Consider the following 16,934-nt stretch of genomic DNA (forward strand, 5'->3'; position numbering starts at 1 on the left):
TTAGAGTTCTTCTGGGTCTACAAATTTCACCTCTGGATACAAATCGCTCGGTCCCTGAATCAGATCTCCACCCGTTTCTTTCAGCTGCTTGTTAAAGAAATCGAGTACATATTGATTTATGATATTTGATCCTCTTTTACCATTGATGTCTCCTGTGATCCCGGACAGTTTAACCAGCTCCGAATAGAATTGAAGGTCCGTGAAATTAAAGTGCTGGGTTCCTTCTACATAGATCACATTTCCCCCATGATTGATAACATTTTTCATGATGTGCAGCTCATCTGAAAGAAATTTAGTTACTTCATCATCCGAATTTCTATCCACTTCAAAATTGGCTAACCAGTCTTCAAAACTTCCTGATCGGATGAACATAAACGGCTTGTTTATATCATCTCTATTTTCCACTTCATATAGTGACCCATCCATATTAACCCCGGCCTTGATTCTCTGATCTAAATACGTTGCATTAAACGCGGTTGCACCCCCAAAAGAATGCCCCATCGCGCCTATGTTATTTAAATCGATCTTTCCTTTAAACTGACTTTCGATTGCACCTGAATTCAGCTTTTCGATTTGATCGATTACAAACTCCACGTCTTTCGTCCATATATTCCCTGTTTTTGTACGTTCATCTAGTGTAGTCGTACTTTTTTTATAATCCGTTACACGGCCATCTGGAAAAAGCGTAGCAAAGGTGCTATACGTATGATCGATGGTGACCACGATAAACCCATGACTGGCCAGATTCTCCGCCTGTGATGCTTGTAGAACTCTACTGGTTCCCATACCATGAGATAGCAGTACCACGGGATAAGGACTTGTGGAAGGTAATATTTCTACATTTTCATAAGAGTTGGTGTGACTATACTTCAAGTAGTCGAGTACAAATTCGGGCATTTTTAAAGAAGCAGAGAAGCTCTGAATATACTTTTTGAACATTTCTTTATTATTTGGAAACAGCGTGTCACGCTTGATATTATTCCTATTTTCAGTAGGGTACCAAACTTGAACCATTAGTTCCCTCTTATCGCTTTGATCTTCAGTGAAGCTTTCGTCTCTGTTCTGGTCCGTTAAATGAAATGTTTGAGTTCCCACTTTCTCTGGACCATCCGGCTTCGGCAAATTAAAGACAGGTAAGTATACAGACAAGGCAGTAGAAGCAACCAGCAGAATGACAATCAGGGAAGATAAACTATATTTCAAGAACTTCCCTATTTTTAGATTCATCATCTTTTCGGAATGTCTGAGTAAAACAATAATTATGAATAGAGCCGTCATGATATATACCAAAAGCAACTGCCATCTGTATCCCTCAACTAACAATTGAACTACGAGTATAACGCTACTTCCTATCCCCAAACCCAATCCTGTTTTCTTTGCACTTCTTTTAATAAATAGTAGGTCTACGAGTAAAGCAAAACAGGATAGAACTAACAGTATCTCAAATAATCTCATGTTGAATTCCTCTCTCTTTCATCACGGCAACGGCCGAAACCATATTTATTTTGCTTCGTTCATAAATGCTCTTACATCTTCAGCAATTTTTTTGAATTGAGTATGATGTAAATAATGTGAACCATCCATAGTGATGACTTTCCCATGTACTGAATCTTTGATCTGCCCTTCATGCAACGGAATCCATCCTTCAACACCTTCATTATTTGCTTGTACAAAGAGAAGAAGTGGAAGGTCTTTAGGGAAGGTTAAACCTCGAGCACCTTTGAAATTGGAATAAATATGATCCATCTCATTTAATGACGTGGGATTATACATGTTTTTATTTGAGATCATTTTCATCTGCTCAACTGTGTGATCGTCAAATGCCAGTCCCTCATAGGGGTCTGCATTTACTTTCATCATTAATCTTAAGAGACCTGTATTTCTGAGAAGCGCAAACGTTTTTAATGGGAACTTCGCATCTGTAATACTAGGTTGGGTGGAAACACTACTGTCGATACCGACAAAAGCAGTCACCTCACCCGGATATTTGTTCACATAATCAATGCCGTAAATGCCTGCAATAGAGTGACCCATAAGCATATACTGATGAATATCAAGTTGTTGCAGAGCTTCATGAATTTCACTTACGATATTCTCTGTGGTTCTTTCTTTTTCAGTTTCATCACTTAATCCATAACCGAATGGCTCAACAGCGACCACTTTGTAATATGGAGATAATTCATCAATAAGCAGCTTGAAATCAAGCGCTGGTGTTGCTGTTCCATAACCGGGCAGAAGCACAATCGTTTCCTTGCCTTCACCTTGAATGAGCACATTCATATTTTTCCCGTCTACAGATACATGCTGACCGTAGGGCTCTATCTTTTTCGCCTCTGAATTACTACTAATCACATTTGTGATATAAACAATACCTAGAAATAGAATAATGGCAATTAAGATTGCGCCCAGTACTTTAAGTATAATATTTCGTACCTTCTTGAGCCTGGTTCTGTTCTTGGCTTTTTTTCCTTCTGGTAGTGTCACTCTGATCTTCTCCTGTCTTGAACTGTTTGTTCGGTTGTCTTCTTTGCTGCTAATGAAATCTTATCCAATGAAAATGTACTCCCCGTGACGTCAATATGAACTGAATATGAATAAGTCAATCAATATTTATTGCTGTGTCATAAAACTCCTGAATTTTTCAGCGATTTCTTTGGCATGGGAACGGTATAAATAATGATTTGCTTCGAGTAGCATCACTTCACCACGCACAGAATTCTCTATTAACTTCTCATGTTCAGGAACCCAATTCTCCGCTACCGGATGATTCTTTTGAACAAAGAAAAGAACCGGGAGATTAACAGGCAACGTTTGCTGTTCAGCTGCTTTAAAGTTGGAATACATGCTTACAATCTCGTTTAATTGAGTTGAATTAAACATGTTCTTTTGTATCAAAATGTTCAATTGTTCTTTGGTTTGTTCATCATACGGTAGCCCAGCATATGGATCATCACTCATTTTTAATTGCAAACGCGGGAAACCCAAGTTACGGTACCATGTAATCGGTACGATTTCTGATGCTTCAACCTTCTGTTCACTAATCGCTGGAACACTGGTGTCCAGCCCAACATATGCACTTACTTCATCTGCATATTTGTTCACATAGTCCAGACTATAGAGCCCTGAAATGGAATGACCCATTAAGATATACCGATCAATATGTAGACTTTGCAGCGCTTCGTGGATTTCACTGACGATATTTGCTGTGCTGCGTTCCTTGTCAGTCTGATCACTCAATCCATAACCAAAAGGTTCAACCACAACGACTTTATAATAGGGGGATAGTTCTGAAATAAGTGGCTTAAAATCAAGTGCAGGTGACGCTGTTCCAAAACCCGGCAGAAGCACAATCGTTTCCTCGCCTTTGCCTTGAATAAACACATTCATATTTTTCCCGTCTACGGATACATGTTGACCATATGGTTCCATTCTTTTTTGCTCCGAATAACTGCTGATTTTGTTAACGGTATACACGGTAGCTACAAAAAGTAGGATTACGATAACGATTGCGGCAAACACTTTAAACAAGATGTTTAACACTTTCTTTATTTTGCTTTTACTCTGTACTTCTTTCTCTACATGTTGATTCACATTCATCTGCTCCTATCCTCATCTGTATATTGGCCTAACAGGCCGCTAATTCAAGCCTAACTAACAAAAATGTACTCCCAATGACCTTAATATGAACGGAATATGAACAAGCAAAAAAAATGCCATGTAGTAACATACAAGGAAGCTTGCATGTTACACATGGCATAAAAATTCGGTTTAAATACTCCGTGGATATTCTAATTCATTCACCTATCCTGTGAGCCTAACTATCCGTTGGTGGATGGATGGGCAACGTGATAATAAAGGTCGTACCTTGACCAGGTTCGCTTTCCACTCCGATGTCACCCTGATGAAGCGATACGATCTGTTTAACGATTGCTAGTCCCATACCACTCCCGTCGTATTTACGACTGTGGGAACGATCTGCCTTGAAAAAGCGGTCGAATATACGTTTCTGGTCTTCCAGGGGAATTCCAATGCCCGTGTCGGATATTCGAACAGTCACATTTTTGAAATCCTCTTCGATACGGACTTTAATCATACCGCCATCCTTGGAAAACTTGATGCTATTTCCTATGATGTTTGTCCATACCTGATTTAACTGGTCGTGATCAGCCGTTACCTTCACGTTCTCCAAATCAAGCTCGAAATGAATGTTGCGCGCAGACCATTGCGGCTGAAGTGCCACAATGACCCGCCGGATCTGTTCATCAAGGCTTAAGGAATTGAGCCTTAGTTGCTGTGACTGCGATTCAAGCAAACTCAGCTTGAGCAGGCTATCGCTCATTTTGGACATTCGTTTTGCTTCAGAGATGATAATATCCAGGTAACGGTTTCGCTCTTGTTCTGAGAGGTTTACTTGCTTCAGTGCCGAAGCGTAACCGGATATCGAGGTGAGCGGAGACTGAACCTCGTGTGAAACATTTGTAACAAATTCCCTGCGCATCTGCTCCAACTGCTTCAGATCATGCATCATTTCTTCAAAGCTGCGAGCCAACGTACCAATCTCAGTCGTTTGCTTAATGTTCAACTTGACGTTGAAATCTCCAGCTGCAATTCGTTTGGTTGCTTGGGTCAACTTCTTGATCGGTCTCACCAGATATACAGAAGCAACCAGGATTAACAAACTTCCTGTCATCAACGAACTGATTGCAAAGATCAAGCCCCACTTGACCACAAACGTGGCTGAGGGAGGTGAGAGTGTTTCCAAAAACATCGCTTTGGTTCCCATCTCCGTTTTCAAAGGCAACCCTAAAATCACCGTAGCGATCCCATCCCTCGTATCTTGAACAACGCCCCCAGCTAATACTTTCTTTAGTTGCTCACTCGTCACAGCAGCAGACTTATGTCCGTTAAGTTTTCCGTAAGACTCGAACTGACCGGAAGCTTCGTAAATTCGGATATGATAGGAATTGAGCTGCTTCATTCCACTTACATACAAGTCCGCTTCACGTAAAGGCAGGGTCTTATAAATCTGCACAACGTCTTGGCCAAAATTACGCAAGTTAATTTGAGCGTTTTGGTTCAATTTGTCCTCAAATATCCAGGTAGACACAAAAAATGAAATGACCGTACCAGCGATGACAGACCCCAGAAAGGTCAGGACCACACGAATATATATGGATCGGATCATTCATGGACCTCAAGTCTGTATCCTAGCCCACGCACCGTTTCAATCCGAAAATCAGGTGTAGTCGCGAATCGTTCGCGCAGGCGCTTAATATGTACGTCTATCGTTCGATCATCTCCGGCGTAATCAATACCCCATATCTGATCAATCAACTGCTCACGTGTGTAGACTTGTCCCGGTGTTCCAGCAAGTTTATACAATAATTCAAACTCCTTAAGTGGTAACGTAAGCGACTCCGTACCTCTTGTCACCTTATACGTCTGACGATCCAGAATGACGTTGCCAAACTGGATTGTGTGTGTAGAACCAATTTTGTATCGTTTCAGCAATGCTCGGACACGAGCGGTTAGCTCCAATGGATCAAACGGTTTGGTCAAATAATCATCCGTCCCCAATTCGAATCCTTTCACTTTCTCCCAAGTCTCTCCTCTCGCGGTCAACATGAGTAGCGGGAGGTCGGGATTGGCTCTTCGGAGTTCCTTGCACAGTGCCCAACCGTCCATAACAGGCATCATAATATCAAGCACAACCAGATCCACTGGAGTTTCGCCATACACGGTGAGAGCTTCCTTACCGTCGGCAGCTTCCACCGTTGTGAATCCATCGTTTTTTAGAAATAAACAAACGAGTTCGCGAATGTTCGCATCGTCGTCTGCAACGAGTATAGTAGCCATAGTTTTTTTCTGTCCTCTCCGTTACGTTTAAATATATAGTTCAACTTCTATAGTAAATAGTAAAACATCGTGCTTATAGTAAGTCCACAGCAAACATCGTATGTTCTTTCAACATTCCCTGGATTGGCACAGGCTGTGACCCATTCTCCTTGAATCCTGCTTTTTGAAGGACACGGATGGAGCCTGTATTATCAGGTACAGCGCCAGCTTCGATTCGAGTAATTTCAGTTTCGTGTTTGGCAAACTCCAGCACACATTGCAGGGCTTCGCTCATATACCCTTTTCCTTGATGTAGAATATCCGTCACATAACCAACGATCCATTTTGGGGTAGAATCCAATATGATCTTGAACAAAGAAATTTCACCGACGAGTTCATCCGTTGTATGTAGAAAAAGTCCAAAAGAATAGCGATTTCCTTCTTCTCTCTTCTTGTTCCAGCTCTCAATAAGTGACCTTTGCCCTTCCAGGCTGTAGAAAGAATCATCCCGATTACTCGCTGTGATTTTCTCGATTTCCGTACGGTTACGAATCTGTAGATCCAGAAGCAAAGAGGCATCTTCCACATTCCAAAATCTTACATAGATACGTTCTGCACTATATTTCATTACATTATTCCTCCTCTATTACATTAGGTGAAATGGGCTGCAATTTCCCTGTCATATCCCCCCGTTTGCCGTCAGCGGATTGTACTTTGATTATATCAGGTCATTATAGGAGTACGAGCGAATCAACGAGAATTGTTTCGCCAGAAAATGCGGGGAATAAGGCATATCATTACGCAGCCAGGCGACAATGGTACCAATCAGGGCCGAAGAACCGTACCAGATTGCGATTTCTTTGTGAATGCCGGACTCTTCCAGTTCATCCTCCATCTCCACCCGATCAATCTTGGCTTTGACCAGCGTACTCAACAATTTGAGCAGTCGTTCGGTAAAAATCGGTGTGCGCTTTGTAGCAAGTACGACCTGATAAAACGAGGCGTTCTCTGCAAAATGCTCCAGTAACTTGACCAAAACAGGCCAAGCCTCTTCCGTCCTATGCTTCTCAAAATGAGGGGCATATTCATCCACGATACGTTCAATATGCTCAATCATCTCGTCGGCCATCTTCTCCATCATATCCGTAATATCACGATAGTGCAGGTAGAAGGTTACCCGATTGATCGTCGCTCGTTCGGCAATTTTGTTGACTGACAACTTCTCAATTTCCATTTCCTGCAGCAATTCAACAAATGCACCTCGAATTAACTGACGTGTTCGCAATATTCTTGGGTCCACGGCTGATTTCTTCTCGTCTTTCACGTGTATCCCTCCTATCAAATTTTAAACATTACAATTTTAAACGATCAGTCGTTTATTTTTGATTTACACAACAAATTCATTTTATTTGTAAAATAAACGACGAAAACACGTCATAACGTAAATTGTAATCTGTCCGAATATGTATATAATTCAATAAATACAATGTAAACTATACAACACGTTGTAAATTTAGTCACGCGTGGATTGAAAGGATGAAAAGGATTGAGTCAGGCTAGAGTACAAGAAGAATTATCCGTAAAGAAAGGCCCCATCCTGTTTATCATGATTTTGGGAGCCTTCCTTGCAACGTTGAATCAAACGATTATGAGTGTCGCTACACCGGAACTGATGGGTGATTTTAATATCTCCGCCGCAACAGCACAATGGTTAACGACAGGTTACATGCTGGTGAACGGAGTGCTGATCCCCATTACGGCCTACTTCATGCAACGCTTTTCAACCAAGCAATTATTCCAAGCTTCCATGTTTATTTTCCTGATTGGTACCATCGTATCCGCTCTTGCAAATAACTTTGGCACACTGCTGACAGGACGTATGATTCAGGCAGCTGGCGCCGGCATTATCATGCCGCTCTTGATGCACGTTATTTTGACTTTGTTTGCTCCTGAAAAACGAGGATCTGCGATGGGTATGGTTGGCTTTGCCATCATTTTTGCCCCTGCAATCGGGCCTACCCTTGCCGGTTATATCCTTGAGAACTACTCTTGGCAAACGATGTTCTACGGCATGATTCCATTAACTCTTATTGTCATTGCCTTTGCGTTTGTATACCTGAAGAATGTATCCGAACGGGTCAACACAAAGTTCGACACAATCAGTGTGGTGCTGTCCACGATCGGATTTGGCGCATTGCTCTACGGGTTCAGCAGAGCAGGAAGTCTGGGATGGTCAAGTGCAGAAGTTCTTATCTGCATTGCGGCTGGTATTGTTGCCCTTGCTCTGTTTACATGGCGTCAGCTCGTTTCTGAAACTCCGCTGCTTGATCTGCGGGCTTTCAAATACAACATGTTCTCCCTGACCACGGTCATCAGTATCGCGATTACAATGATCATGTATGCTGACATGATGTTGCTTCCCTTGTATCTCCAGAACGCACGTGGTTACACTGCACTGGAGTCCGGATTATTACTCCTTCCGGGTGCGCTTGTCATGGGCTTCCTGATGCCAGTAGCCGGAAAATTGTTTGACCGATTTGGAGCGAAATGGCTCGCTGTAATCGGGATGGTGATCACCATCGTGACGACAATTGGTTTCATCGACTTAACGGATTCAACCAGTTATGGTTACCTGGTATTAATGTCAACCGGCCGCCGAATTGGTATGGCTCTGCTCATGATGCCGATTCAGACTGCGGGGCTTAACCAACTGCCACCAAGACTTGGTGCACACGGTACTGCTATCTCCAACACCGTCAGACAAGTGGCTGGCGCTGTAGGTACTTCATTGCTTGTAAGTGTCATGACCTCCCGTACAACTGCACATGTACAGGATATGATGGCGACTGGTGCAGCCAATGGTCTCAGTCAAAAACAGCTTGCTACAGAATCCATGATCCAGGGTATCAATGATGCTTATGTTGTTATCATCGGTATCGCTGTTGTGGGATTGGTTCTTTCCTTCTTTATCAAACGTACCAAACAAGCCAAAGAGGAAGAAATCAAACAGGTGGTAAGACAAAAAGTTTCTATGAATTCAAATTAAGGTGTCCAGTTTCATACTTGCTTGCATAACAAAGCGGCAGATCAAGACGTCTACGTCTGATCTGCCGCTTTTTAGATCGTATCCCGTATGATTCCTTCTCACTCCGCAACGATCTTCACTGGCAGATGGGTCAACGACTGCCCCGGAGCTGAAGTGGCCAGATTATTCTCCAAATCAAAGGAGTCTACCGGTTCAATCCGAGCAATCTTCTCCACAAATGCTGTCAAGGCAATGCTGAGTTCCATTCTTGCCAGTGGGGCACCTAGACAAAAGTGTGGGCCATTACCAAAGGTAAGATGTCTTTTGTTATTACGACGATGAATATTCAGCTCAAAGGGCTCTTCAAATATCTGTTCATCCATATTGGCTGCACTCATCCAGGAGATGACAACATCTCCTTTTTTCAAATCCACTCCGAGCAGTTGATTATCCTGCTTCACTGTCCGATGTCGCTTGGCATTATGGAACCGATAACGAAGCATTTCTTCCACTGCGAGCGGAACCCATTCGGGGTTCTGCCTGAGTTGGCCATACAAGCTCGGGTCATCGTAGAGGAAGGAATAGAACGTATTTGAAACCATATGGCTTGTTGTCTCTATACCGGCTCCAAGCAGAAGCATGGTCGTGCGAACAACCTCATCCTCCGTGAACTTCTCCCCCTCAACATCAACGTTTAACAGATCGGTAATGATATCCTCACCAGGATGGGTCCGTTTGTGTACCACAATGGGGTACAGGAATTGATAGTACTCTTGCGCTGCAGTTTGTTTTTTCAGTTCACTCTCTTCAGCAGTCTTCGGATTGGTAGGTTGAAACAGAATATCTACCCAGTTCTTGAAGCGATGACTGTCTGTGAGAGGGATACCGAGCAGATCAGCCATAACCATCGAAGGCAGCGGAGCAGCCAACGCTTGAACAATATCAATGGTCGTATTTGGCTCAATATCGGCTACCAGCTGCTCTGCAATGTTGCGAATGCGGGGCTCCCAGTTCTTCAGGCTACGCGGTGTAAAAGCAGCCGATAACAACGAACGACTTTTTTGATGACGAGGAGGATCGATACTTGATATGTTTAATTTGTCTGGAGGCGTGCCTTCATTGTTCTTTGCTCCAACGGCAATGGTTGTCCGGGTTCCTTCGGCTGAAAAATACTCATGATTACTCAGAACCTGCTTCACATCATCGTATCTGAACACATTCCAGGTGTCTGTATCTTCGTGATAGTACACAGGATGCTCGGACAGCATTTTTCGAAACCAGTGAAGTGGGAAAAACTCTTCAGATCTGGACTGAAACCCCGTGATGTCCTCAACGCGTATCACTTCTTTATACATTTGGAACCCACCTCTCAGCATAGTTTCGTGATTGGTTACATGGGTACCTGAATTGACAGTTCAGCACCCGATTCCATTTTATACGATACGTTCATTTATTGATATAAACCATTTGAACTAAATCAGAAAAACCCCTTAATATAAGGAGTTTTCGTTTTATACGTATCGTATATTATTTCTGTCGGTGTTTCAGAGAGATCAGCGATATATACCGATCAATCGCCTAGTTTCGCCAATGCTTCCTGTAGCTGATCCAGCTGTGCAGACAAGGTTTCAATCAAGTTCTGCGTGTGGCGTGCCTTCTCCATTAAAATTTGCTCTTCAGAACTGTCTTCCGATGCATTACCGATTGGTGTTGACTTCAATTCCGACAATTCGCGTTTGTATGTTTCTTGTTTCTCCAAAGCTATGCGCAGTTCTTCTTTCGTTGTACCGATCTGATGTTCCAGATATATGATGTCGGACGAATTCGCCCCATCGGATAAACGTTGTGAATATGTCATAGTTCACCTCTTTCAATTTCATCCATTGCTTTGCTAACAGCATAGGGCTCAATATCGATATCCAGCTCCATGCCGATAGCTAGTTTCGCCAGTTGACTCCCGATAAAAGGACCCATGGTCAATCCAGAGGCTCCAAGTCCGTTCGCTGTAATCAGACCTTGCCAGCCTGGGACAGCCCCCATTACTGGCAGAAAGCCAGGTGTGAACGGACGGAACCCAACTCGTACTTCCTTGAATGTACTGTCTGCAAGACCTGGTGCCAGTTCCAGGCCTTTATTCAAAACCTCCTGCATACCTCCTGCGGTTACTCTTGTATCATAACCTTCCACATCATTTTCATGAGTGGCTCCAATGACAATCTTCTGTTGATCAAAGGCCAGTAGATATTGGTCAGACGGGGGCATAATCACAGGCCAGCGGCCTGTATCTTCCCCATCCGTAACACGTAGATGCATAATTTGAGCCTTTTGATAGTGCACTTTAAAGTGTATGCCAAGTGGCTTCAGCAGTGCATTGGCCCATGCACCTGCACAGACAATGACTTCATCTGCCAGAAAGCTTTGATCATTAACAGCCACACCAATGACCCGATCCGCTTCGAATTGAAGTGTGGCGTCTCCATGGATCACTTCCGCTCCATTTCGCTGTGCAGACCGGATTAATGCATCGCGCAGCGCGCGTCCATCTATACGTGCAGCACCGCTAATATGTACCGATTGATAACGTTCATCCAGTAGAGGAAAACGATCACGGGTTCCTTTGGCATCAAAAGGTGTAATGTCGCCAATCTCCGGTGCATCTGCTTTGCGAAGATGGGCCCGTTCTTCCATCTTGTTGATTTTGTCCACATCCGTATGAATACTAAGCGCGCCCACTTGAGCATAACCGGTTTCCGTTTCTCCTTCGCCTTCAAGCTCCGCTATGATGCCAGGATAGAACCGCGCACCAGCCTTGGCGAGCTGATACCAGTCCTGATTACGTCGCTGTGACAGCCATGGACAGATGATCCCAGCAGCTGCATCCGTTGCCTGTCCTATATCTTTTCGGTCTATGATGATGACCTCTGCGCCATGTTTGGCTAATTGATAGGCTGTTGATGCCCCCAGAATACCCGATCCAACTACGATGACTTTCTTCATGTTTGCATTCCTTTCTTTAATCACTCATTCGTTATAGCGTATAACGTTTCGCATTCTGTTGGCAAGGCAGGCGTACTTTAAGGTCCATATAGAGGCTGATCAGACTACAGTTCATACTCATTCATCCAATAAATAATTGTTGAAGCATTTATATGAAAACGTTTTATATATCGTCCGTCATTCAATTAAAATTATTCCATTTATGTAATATAATTCTTTCTAGGTTTCTTTTAACTCTGTAACCACGCCACTTACGCACATGATCCTTTAACGAAAAGAGGAATAACACGACGATGCCGAAACCTAGCATGGGGAATCCGCTGGATACCGATATGCCGCTCATGATTACAGGGCAAAACCAGTTGACCGTTGATGAATTGATGAATTGGAGCGACCATTCACGGGATTACAGCATTGTACAGTGCATCGGAGGAACAGGGCGAATCGCAGCAAAGAATCATGAATTTTCGATCAAAAAAGGGACCGCTCTCATTTTGTTCCCGGAGGTAACCTACCGTTACCACAATCTGAGTGATTCATTACGATTTGATTGTCTGTCTTTCAATGGCTATTTGTTGCCACGGTTCTTGCATACCTTGCAGATCGGGGAGCTGCGCGCCTTCAAGCCGGATGGAATGCTTCATATCCTGTTGCGTGAAATTACGTTGGCGCTGCAGTCCCGGCACAAGGATCGAATCTGGCACGTCTCCGCATTACTGTACATGCTTTTGGTCAGATTAACCATTGAAGGTGAACGCTATAGTGCTTACGAACGTTCTGATGCCCGATTAAGATTGGATGAACTCATTACTTTTATCAAACAAAATTATCATCAGGATATTTCTCTCCCCATGTTGGCTGAGCAGATGGACGTTACCGAGCAGCACCTCAATCGAATATTCAAAAAAGAATTTCAAATGACTCCATTGGAGTATCTGATGCGATATCGGTTGTTGAAAGCCAAGGAAATGCTCATCGAAAATGACGCTACAACCGCTCATGAAATAGCCAAAGCTGTTGGTTTCAACAGTGCCAGTTACTTTGGATCAGTGTTCAAAAAATACGAAGGGATCTCCCCTATCGAGCTACGCAAGCAGTATCTGGATTAAAGCGCCTCCATATCGATCTCGGCCAGCGAGGATAACCGCAGTTCATGCATGGCGAATTCCAGACCACGCGTTACCTCGTTAGGCACGATGATACAACGAATACCTGCTGCATTGGCTGCCTTCAAGCCATTAGGTGAGTCTTCGAACACAATCGCTTCGGAAGCCTCGATCCCAAGACTCTGGAGAGCAAGAAGGTACAGTTCAGGGTCCGGTTTCACTCGCTTCACATCCTCGGATGTATGAACGACTGTGAAATAATCAAAAATGCCTAATTTCTGCAAGTAACCATGCACCCAGTCCCGTGTGGAGCTGGAAGCAACCGCAAGCTGAATCCCCTTCTGCCTCGCAGACTGAAGCAATTCATACACCCCCGGAAGAATGGCGGCCTGTCCCAAATAGACTTCGTATTTCTGTTCAGAGAGAAGTTTTATATGATCATGATCTATCTTTTTTTGGAGCGCCTGCTCCAGATATAGAAATGGATGAAACTCCTCAAAAGATGTCCCCACATTTTTCGACCAAAGCTCCAGACCAAGTTCAACGCCGTGCTCTTCATAAATATCGCGAAATGCATAATACCAGGGCGTCTCTGTATCCACAATGAGTCCATCAAAATCAAATATAAATGCTTTTACCATGAACCTGTTCTCCCTCCAATGATCGGCCAGGGGAGCGGATTAGAAACGTGCGGTCAAGTCCGGATGAGTAACGTTCACAGATAAAAAGTGACACGTACAGCCCGTTCCAGTTGGCGATTGTACAACTAATCCAGCTCGAAGTTCCCCTTGTATCGGCATGCCGAAATAACGAATTAGTTTCCACTCATCCCCATCGGGTGAATAAAAGAATGATATGCAGTCCTCTACTTTGCGTATACGCAGATAAGGATTAGGTACGGAGACTTCAACCGAATTGCAATCATCGGATGAACCATCACGTGTCACCACCGACACGATGGTAGGCACTTTTCCATCATACTCAAAACAAATTTTGCACCAGTTAAGATCATCCGCCATCACCATCAGACATCCGGAATCGTATTGATTTTTCATATCAACGGTTAATTGGGTTGTAATTTCAAAATCGCCAGGCACAGGCATGAACAAGAAAGGAGCAGTTGCACGAATGTGCTTGCCCGCAGGGTCCTGGAAAAAGTCGGTGTCCGCATTTGCCTCCACCAGCACACCTCCCTGATCTGTAAAGGACCAGCTTTCGGGCTCGTTCATCCAACTCCATTGCTTCCGCGCTTCTGTTGTCATTACGTTAGTCATTTTTAGTAGCCTCCCAAGTTAAAATATGTTCTAGCGGTAGTTCAAAAAGTACGCTTTTGATTACTAAGGATGCCTAGTGGCATCATCAGCATCGAATATGGCATTCAGCCGAAATAAGTGTGGGCTTACGAAGTATGTTTCCTTCGGAAACATTGCGGTTGCTCACGTAGTTTTCCTACGCTCCGCTACTCCATTTCTAGCTTCATCCCATCTTCTCGGTACTGAAAACCGCTCTTTTTGAACATGCATTTACTCATTTTTTCTGTACTACATATTCGCTCCAAATACAGTAAACCCCTTTTTCTACATATTTTTGTAAGGTTCCAGCACTTGGGAGTGCTTTTGCGGATCTGGCAGGAAGAACATAATGACCATGAGTACGATGTATAGACCAAGAATGACACTGAACAACAGGGTTGGATTGTGATGATAGAGCAGGCCCGTCAGGTAACCGGATGGAATGGCTGTCAGCGTCATGACCGTCTGCACAGCCGAGAACATGTCGGCTTTCTCGTGCGTACCCAATCGGTTCATCAATAGGGAGTCCCGGTACGTCTGCAAAATGAAGTTACCCGCAGCGAGCACGATTAACGTGAGAAACAGCATGCCTATATTCCCCACAGGGATCAATAGAAACAGAATGGCTCCGGCCGTGCTAAGCACGATGGAAAAACCAACATACTTTTCTTCCGAACGCCGTTTCAGTCGCGGAATGATGACCAGATAGAGCAGCATGACGGTTACCGCAGTCACTACTGGGATAAACGAAATGACACGGTCATCAAATTTCAACTGTTCCTTGAAGAAAATGACCTGAAAGAAGTTCAGCTGCAAGATCAGATTGGACAACACCGTGATCAGAATAATCGGAAAAAGTCTCCGTTTGTAGAACGATTTGCCGAACAGGCGCAGACTGGAACCCAAGCTCTGAAGTACGCGGGTTTTACTATGCAGTCCCATAAGTTCCTTGCCGACCTCGGTCTCATCCGTGTATCGGTTACGAATGAAAAACATGGCGGTCATGAGGATGCCCCCGACAAAGTAAATGCTGGCCAGTGTTGGTACAATACCAAAATCAGCAATGACAACTCCGGCAATCGGCGTAAGTACCCCAGCCCCTGTAATAATCATGTTGAGAATGGCAAACACTTTGGATCGTTTGTGTTCCTCCACATCCTCTATGATCAGACAGTTAAAAGCGACCGTTACAAACTTGGAGGTTGCGTTCAGCAAGTAGGCGATTAGAAACAGCCAGAAGTTCTGGGAGAAAGCCCAGATGAACATCGGAACGCTCCAGGCAAGCAGATCAAAGATCAGCGTTGTTCGTTTCCGTCCCAGCTTATTTGTGATGGAACCCGCAAACAATTGAAAGATAAAGGCAAAATAAAGATTCACCGAATTGATTAAACCGATTTCAATGTCCGAAAGTCCGGCTTCCTTCATATATAAAGGAGCGTAGAAGAGAACGATCGTGCCCGGAATGGCCCATACCGGTTCGAGTAAAATGGAGTAGCGTGGATTCTTCGGCAAATCTTGAAGCAATTTCAATCGATATCCCTTCCTTCTGCGGTTTTCACCGCTGCGAATTCCAACTTTTCGCAGCGGCAAACCAGCCAATGTCTACATGCTTATAGGATAAGAGCTGTTTTGACTGAATTCATCGGCAATTTCTCTCCAGTGTGCATGTCATAACCAATCGTTCCATTAAAGGCCTGTTCATAATCACTCAGCAGTTCCTTGGCTGTCACCATCTGTTCCAGTTCCGGGATACTTTGGGCAAATTTCAGTGCCGTACTGATCATCGAGTGATTAGCAACCGCGCCAATGATACTAATGCCATCATTAATCACGGCTGTTGATTTGAACGTCACCTCATAGCTGTCGTCATATCCCATAGGAATAATTTTGCCGCCTTTGGCAATCAGCTCAAACCCTACATGAAGCTGGTTACCAACCGCATCCACTACAATATCAAACTTTTTGTTATTATTGATCTCGTATACTTTATCCAGTGTCAGATCCTGAGGATAGAACACATGATCCGCGATCCCTGAAGCGAACTCTTTGCGGTATGGATCAACTTCCGTGCCTACAGTAAGCCTTGCTAACCGTTTGCTCACAAGCTGACACAGGGAACCGATTGCACCAGAACCGAGGACCAGCACAGAGTCGCTTGGCTTAGTCCCTGCTTTCATGAACGTCTGAAGTACACATCCTAGTGGTTCGATCATCATGGCCGTTTCCCAACTCATGGAATCCGGGATGGCATAGATATACTTTTCGTCCCCAACAAAATATTCAGCAAAGGTTCCGTGTGTCGTCATCCCTACTTGATAGTCATCAAAATTCTCGCAGTAGATGAACAGACCCTCACGGCAGTATGAGCAGGTACCGCAAGATTGCGTGGGATCAACCAATACCCGATCACCGATCTTGAAACCACGAACTTCGTCGCCCACCTCAACCACGGTGCCTACGCCTTCATGACCAATGATCGTTCCTTTATTCGCCGGCACTTTGCCTTTGACAATATTCAGATCTGTACCGCAGATGCCGGAACCATAGATTTTAATTTTTACCTGGTTTGGCTTTTGAATGGTTGGCTCCTCAATCTCCTGGTAAGTCACCTGTTTGAGATCCTGATATACGAGTGCTTTCATTGAATATTCCTCCTAGTCGATGTCGATTATAATCTAT

Annotated in this window: 16 protein-coding genes; 2 read left to right on the plus strand and 14 right to left on the minus strand. The window is 44.0% G+C overall.

The genetic code is table 11. The annotated features are described in order from the left end of the window. From BLS69_RS09640 to BLS69_RS09670, 7 genes are all read right to left on the minus strand, one after another. Positions 1 to 1,455, minus strand: a complete 1,455-nt coding sequence (locus tag BLS69_RS09640; RefSeq protein ID WP_091030827.1) for an alpha/beta hydrolase family protein — start codon at positions 1,453 to 1,455, stop codon at positions 1 to 3. Positions 1,456 to 1,500: 45 nt separating this feature from the next. Beyond that, entirely contained in the window at positions 1,501 to 2,484 is a 984-nt protein-coding gene (locus BLS69_RS09645; RefSeq protein ID WP_091030829.1) for an alpha/beta hydrolase, read from the minus strand. 126 nt (positions 2,485 to 2,610) lie between these two features. Then, positions 2,611 to 3,597 (minus strand): alpha/beta hydrolase, encoded by a 987-nt coding sequence (locus BLS69_RS09650; RefSeq protein ID WP_091030831.1) that lies wholly within the window; start codon positions 3,595 to 3,597, stop codon positions 2,611 to 2,613. A gap of 217 nt (positions 3,598 to 3,814) precedes the next feature. Further along, entirely contained in the window at positions 3,815 to 5,185 is a 1,371-nt protein-coding gene (locus tag BLS69_RS09655; RefSeq protein ID WP_091030833.1) for a sensor histidine kinase, read from the minus strand. Then, on the minus strand, positions 5,182 to 5,856 hold the full coding sequence (locus BLS69_RS09660) for a response regulator transcription factor (protein ID WP_091030836.1): 675 nt from the start codon (positions 5,854 to 5,856) through the stop codon (positions 5,182 to 5,184). Before BLS69_RS09660 ends, BLS69_RS09655 begins: the two co-directional genes overlap by 4 nt. Positions 5,857 to 5,929: 73 nt before the next feature. Continuing rightward, on the minus strand, positions 5,930 to 6,463 hold the full coding sequence (locus tag BLS69_RS09665; RefSeq protein ID WP_091030838.1) for a GNAT family N-acetyltransferase: 534 nt from the start codon (positions 6,461 to 6,463) through the stop codon (positions 5,930 to 5,932). Between the two features lie 90 nt (positions 6,464 to 6,553). Beyond that, positions 6,554 to 7,159, minus strand: coding sequence for a TetR/AcrR family transcriptional regulator (locus tag BLS69_RS09670; protein ID WP_091030841.1), 606 nt, complete (start codon positions 7,157 to 7,159; stop codon positions 6,554 to 6,556). Positions 7,160 to 7,441: 282 nt separating this feature from the next. On the opposite strand from BLS69_RS09670, the gene BLS69_RS09675 reads away from it, so the two are divergent. Then, positions 7,442 to 8,881 carry a DHA2 family efflux MFS transporter permease subunit gene (locus tag BLS69_RS09675; protein ID WP_091034919.1) on the plus strand — a complete coding sequence of 480 codons (1,440 nt, stop codon included), beginning with the start codon at positions 7,442 to 7,444 and terminating at the stop codon, positions 8,879 to 8,881. 98 nt (positions 8,882 to 8,979) lie between these two features. On the opposite strand, the gene BLS69_RS09680 is transcribed toward BLS69_RS09675, so the two are convergent. From BLS69_RS09680 to BLS69_RS09690, 3 genes are all read right to left on the minus strand, one after another. Then, positions 8,980 to 10,215 (minus strand): cytochrome P450, encoded by a 1,236-nt coding sequence (locus BLS69_RS09680; protein WP_091030844.1) that lies wholly within the window; start codon positions 10,213 to 10,215, stop codon positions 8,980 to 8,982. 215 nt (positions 10,216 to 10,430) lie between these two features. Next, complete coding sequence (locus BLS69_RS09685) at positions 10,431 to 10,718, minus strand: hypothetical protein (protein WP_091030847.1); 288 nt, start codon at positions 10,716 to 10,718, stop codon at positions 10,431 to 10,433. Next, the gene (locus BLS69_RS09690) at positions 10,715 to 11,857 is read right to left on the minus strand and encodes an NAD(P)/FAD-dependent oxidoreductase (RefSeq protein ID WP_091030849.1); all 1,143 of its coding nucleotides are present in this window, start codon (positions 11,855 to 11,857) and stop codon (positions 10,715 to 10,717) included. The genes BLS69_RS09685 and BLS69_RS09690 overlap by 4 nt, the downstream gene beginning before the upstream one ends. Before the next feature lie 293 nt (positions 11,858 to 12,150). Between BLS69_RS09690 and BLS69_RS09695 the strand changes: the two genes are divergently transcribed. Continuing rightward, the gene (locus BLS69_RS09695) at positions 12,151 to 12,966 is read left to right on the plus strand and encodes an AraC family transcriptional regulator (RefSeq protein ID WP_091030852.1); all 816 of its coding nucleotides are present in this window, start codon (positions 12,151 to 12,153) and stop codon (positions 12,964 to 12,966) included. On the opposite strand, the gene BLS69_RS09700 is transcribed toward BLS69_RS09695, so the two are convergent. The 4 genes from BLS69_RS09700 to BLS69_RS09715 all read right to left on the minus strand — a co-directional run bounded on the left by BLS69_RS09700 (position 12,963) and on the right by BLS69_RS09715 (position 16,897). Beyond that, positions 12,963 to 13,604: an HAD family hydrolase gene (locus BLS69_RS09700; protein ID WP_091030855.1), complete on the minus strand. Its 642-nt coding sequence runs from the start codon at positions 13,602 to 13,604 to the stop codon at positions 12,963 to 12,965. The two genes, BLS69_RS09695 and BLS69_RS09700, sit on opposite strands and share 4 nt — an antisense overlap. 39 nt (positions 13,605 to 13,643) lie before the next feature. Then, on the minus strand, positions 13,644 to 14,237 hold the full coding sequence (locus tag BLS69_RS09705) for a DUF1349 domain-containing protein (RefSeq protein WP_091030857.1): 594 nt from the start codon (positions 14,235 to 14,237) through the stop codon (positions 13,644 to 13,646). Positions 14,238 to 14,540: 303 nt separating this feature from the next. Continuing rightward, on the minus strand, positions 14,541 to 15,785 hold the full coding sequence (locus BLS69_RS09710) for an MFS transporter (RefSeq protein WP_091030860.1): 1,245 nt from the start codon (positions 15,783 to 15,785) through the stop codon (positions 14,541 to 14,543). A gap of 80 nt (positions 15,786 to 15,865) precedes the next feature. Beyond that, a complete protein-coding gene (locus BLS69_RS09715; RefSeq protein ID WP_017688645.1) occupies positions 15,866 to 16,897 on the minus strand; it encodes a zinc-dependent alcohol dehydrogenase in 1,032 nt (343 codons plus the stop codon). Between the last annotated feature and the right edge of the window lie 37 nt (positions 16,898 to 16,934).

The sequence above is a fragment of the Paenibacillus sp. CF095 genome (assembly GCF_900101225.1).
Classification (GTDB): domain Bacteria; phylum Bacillota; class Bacilli; order Paenibacillales; family Paenibacillaceae; genus Paenibacillus.

What these genes read in the sequence shown, in the direction of transcription:
- BLS69_RS09695 (WP_091030852.1), top strand. Translation starts at nt 12,151, where the DNA reads ATGCCGAAACCTAGCATGGGGAATCCGCTGGATACCGATATGCCGCTC.
- BLS69_RS09665 (WP_091030838.1), bottom strand. Translation starts at nt 6,463, where the DNA reads ATGAAATATAGTGCAGAACGTATCTATGTAAGATTTTGGAATGTGGAA.
- BLS69_RS09675 (WP_091034919.1), top strand. Translation starts at nt 7,442, where the DNA reads ATGATTTTGGGAGCCTTCCTTGCAACGTTGAATCAAACGATTATGAGT.
- BLS69_RS09715 (WP_017688645.1), bottom strand. Translation starts at nt 16,897, where the DNA reads ATGAAAGCACTCGTATATCAGGATCTCAAACAGGTGACTTACCAGGAG.
- BLS69_RS09705 (WP_091030857.1), bottom strand. Translation starts at nt 14,237, where the DNA reads ATGACTAACGTAATGACAACAGAAGCGCGGAAGCAATGGAGTTGGATG.
- BLS69_RS09700 (WP_091030855.1), bottom strand. Translation starts at nt 13,604, where the DNA reads ATGGTAAAAGCATTTATATTTGATTTTGATGGACTCATTGTGGATACA.
- BLS69_RS09655 (WP_091030833.1), bottom strand. Translation starts at nt 5,185, where the DNA reads ATGATCCGATCCATATATATTCGTGTGGTCCTGACCTTTCTGGGGTCT.
- BLS69_RS09650 (WP_091030831.1), bottom strand. Translation starts at nt 3,597, where the DNA reads ATGAATGTGAATCAACATGTAGAGAAAGAAGTACAGAGTAAAAGCAAA.
- BLS69_RS09680 (WP_091030844.1), bottom strand. Translation starts at nt 10,215, where the DNA reads ATGTATAAAGAAGTGATACGCGTTGAGGACATCACGGGGTTTCAGTCC.
- BLS69_RS09690 (WP_091030849.1), bottom strand. Translation starts at nt 11,857, where the DNA reads ATGAAGAAAGTCATCGTAGTTGGATCGGGTATTCTGGGGGCATCAACA.
- BLS69_RS09685 (WP_091030847.1), bottom strand. Translation starts at nt 10,718, where the DNA reads ATGACATATTCACAACGTTTATCCGATGGGGCGAATTCGTCCGACATC.
- BLS69_RS09660 (WP_091030836.1), bottom strand. Translation starts at nt 5,856, where the DNA reads ATGGCTACTATACTCGTTGCAGACGACGATGCGAACATTCGCGAACTC.
- BLS69_RS09640 (WP_091030827.1), bottom strand. Translation starts at nt 1,455, where the DNA reads ATGAGATTATTTGAGATACTGTTAGTTCTATCCTGTTTTGCTTTACTC.